Source organism: Kitasatospora sp. MBT66, assembly GCF_000710405.2.
Classification (GTDB): domain Bacteria; phylum Actinomycetota; class Actinomycetes; order Streptomycetales; family Streptomycetaceae; genus Kitasatospora; species Kitasatospora purpeofusca.
Window position 1 is genome coordinate 826,885 of the sequence record NZ_JAIY01000006.1, and the last position, 2,615, is coordinate 829,499.

Here is a 2,615-nt window from a genome sequence, read left to right on the forward strand (position 1 = left end):
GGGAGCGGACCCTTCATCGGTGGACCGGCGGTCCTCAGTCCCCGATCAGCGCGTCCACGAACGCACCCGGCTCGAACGGCGCCAGGTCGTCGGCACCCTCGCCCAGACCGATCAGCTTGACCGGCACGCCCAGCTCCCGCTGGACCGCGATCACGATGCCGCCCTTGGCGGTGCCGTCCAGCTTGGTCAGCACGATGCCGGTGATGTCGACCACCTCGGCGAAGACCCGGGCCTGGACCAGCCCGTTCTGACCGGTGGTGGCGTCCAGCACCAGCAGCACCTCGTCGACCGGGCCGTGCTTCTCGACGACCCGCTTGACCTTGCCCAGCTCGTCCATCAGGCCGGTCTTGGTGTGCAGTCGCCCGGCGGTGTCCACCAGCACGGTGTCCACGCCCTCGGCGATGCCCTCCTTGACCGCGTCGAAGGCGACCGAGGCCGGGTCGCCGCCCTCGGGGCCGCGCACCGTGCGGGCTCCGACGCGCTCGCCCCAGGTCTGCAGCTGGTCGGCGGCGGCGGCACGGAAGGTGTCGGCCGCGCCGAGCACCACGCTGCGGCCGTCGGCGACCAGCACCCGGGCCAGCTTGCCGGTGGTGGTGGTCTTGCCGACGCCGTTGACGCCGACCACGAGGACGACCGCGGGGCCCTCCTCGTGCTTGGTGGAGCGGACGACGCGGTCGGCGTCCTTGCCGATCAGCTCGACCAGTTCCTCCCGCAGCAGGGCGCGCAGCTCGTCCGGGGTGCGGGTGCCGAGCACCTTGACCCGGGTGCGCAGCCGCTCGACCAGCTCCTGGGTGGGGGCCACGCCGACGTCGGCGGTCAGCAGGGTGTCCTCGATCTCCTCCCAGGTGTCCTCGTCGAGGTGCTCGCGGGAGAGCAGCGAGAGCAGCCCCTTGCCCAGCGAGTTCTGCGAGCGGGAGAGCCGCGAGCGCAGCCGGACCAGGCGGCCGGCGGTGGGCTCGGGGATCTCGACGGAGGGGGCTTCCTCGACGGCCTCGGGAACGACCTCGGCCTCGGGGAGCTGCACCTCCTCGACGGTGCGGCGCGGTTCCTCGGTGGGCGGCGCGGCCTCCTCGCCGACGGCGGGCTCGCGCGGGGTCGGGGGCGCCGTGATGACCGGCGCCTGCGACTTCGGGGGCAGCTGCTGGCGTCGTCTGCCGGAAACGACGAGTCCGGCGATCGCGCCGACGGCGACCACCGCGATGACTACGGCAAGAATCACGTATTCCATAACTCCACCAGTATCCGTGACGCCGGTCCGCGCGGACCGCAGGCGGAGGACCGGATCGGAAACGGATCGGGAACGGACCGCGGTCGGTCCGCCGCCCGGTCACCGCCGGCTCAGGACGGGACGGCCGCCGGCTCCGCCGCCGGAGCGGGCGCGGGCCGGGTCCGCCGCTCCTTCCGCTCCTCCCGCAGCCGCTGGCTGATCACCTGCGAGATGCCGTCGCCCTTCATGGTCACCCCGTACAGCGCGTCGGCGGACTCCATGGTCAGCTTCTGGTGGGTGATCACGATGAGCTGGGAACTCTCCCGCAGCTCCTCCATGATCCCGATCAGCCGGCGCAGGTTGGTCTCGTCCAGCGCCGCCTCGACCTCGTCCATCACGTAGAACGGGCTGGGCCTGGCCTTGAAGATCGAGACCAGCAGCGCCACCGCGGTGAGCGAGCGCTCCCCGCCGGAGAGCAGCGAGAGCCGCTTGACCTTCTTCCCGGGCGGGCGGGCCTCCACCTCGACCCCGGTGGTGAGCATGGAGTCGGGGTCGGTCAGCACCAGCCGTCCCTCGCCGCCCGGGAACAGCCGGGAGAACACGCCCTCGAACTGCGCGGCGGTGTCGTGGAAGGCGGCGGTGAACAGCTGCTCGACCCGCTGGTCGACGTCCTTGACGATGTCGAGCAGGTCGCGCCGACCGCGCTTGAGATCGTCGAGCTGCTCGCCGAGGAACCGGTGGCGCTCCTCCAGGGCGGAGAACTCCTCCAGCGCCAGCGGGTTGACCTTGCCCAGCTGCTGGTACGCCCGCTCGGCCGCGCGCAGCCGCTTCTCCTGCTCGGCCCGGACGTACGGACGGGGCTCGCCCGGCTCCTGCCCCTCCTCCGGGGTGGAGGGCGGGACCGGTCGGTCGGGCCCGTAGGAGTCCAGCAGTTCGCCGCCCTCGATGCCGAACTCCTCCAGCGCGCGGCTCTCCAACTGCTCGATCCGCAGCCGCTTCTCCGCCCGCAGCACCTCGTCGCGGTGCCCGGCGTCGACCAACTTGTCCAGCTCGTCCTTGAGTTCGCGGCCGTGCTCGCGGTGCTCCCGGAGCTCCGCCTCGCGCGCCGCCCTGGCCTGCTCGATCGCGGCCCGTTCGGCGTCCGCCCGGGCCAGCGACACCTCCAGGCAGGCGAGCAGCTGCCGGGCGCCCTCGGCGACCGCGACGGCCACGGCGGCGTCCTGCTCGGCCCGTCGGCGGCGTTCGGCGGCCCGGGCGCGTGCCTCGCGCTCGGCGCGGGCGGCCCGGTCCAGCTGATCGGCCCGCCCGGCCAGGGCGCGGACCCGCTCCTCGTGGGTACGCACCGCGAGCCGGGCCTCGAGTTCGGTCGCCCGGGCCGAGGTGGCGGCCCCGGCCAGCCGCTGCTGCT

1 protein-coding gene and 1 pseudogene are annotated in these 2,615 nt (G+C 73.5%); both read right to left on the reverse strand.

Going from position 1 to position 2,615, the window contains the following annotated elements; all coding sequences use genetic code 11:
• Positions 1 to 34: 34 nt before the first annotated feature.
• Entirely contained in the window at positions 35 to 1,228 is a 1,194-nt protein-coding gene (gene ftsY, locus BI06_RS16150) for a signal recognition particle-docking protein FtsY (protein ID WP_030396726.1), read from the reverse strand.
• Between the two features lie 182 nt (positions 1,229 to 1,410).
• Positions 1,411 to 2,615 (reverse strand): annotated as a pseudogene (locus BI06_RS16155) (AAA family ATPase); the annotation flags it as partial.

Excerpts from the sequence above, each read along its gene's own strand:
- ftsY (WP_030396726.1), bottom strand. The coding sequence starts at position 1,228 with ATGGAATACGTGATTCTTGCCGTAGTCATCGCGGTGGTCGCCGTCGGC.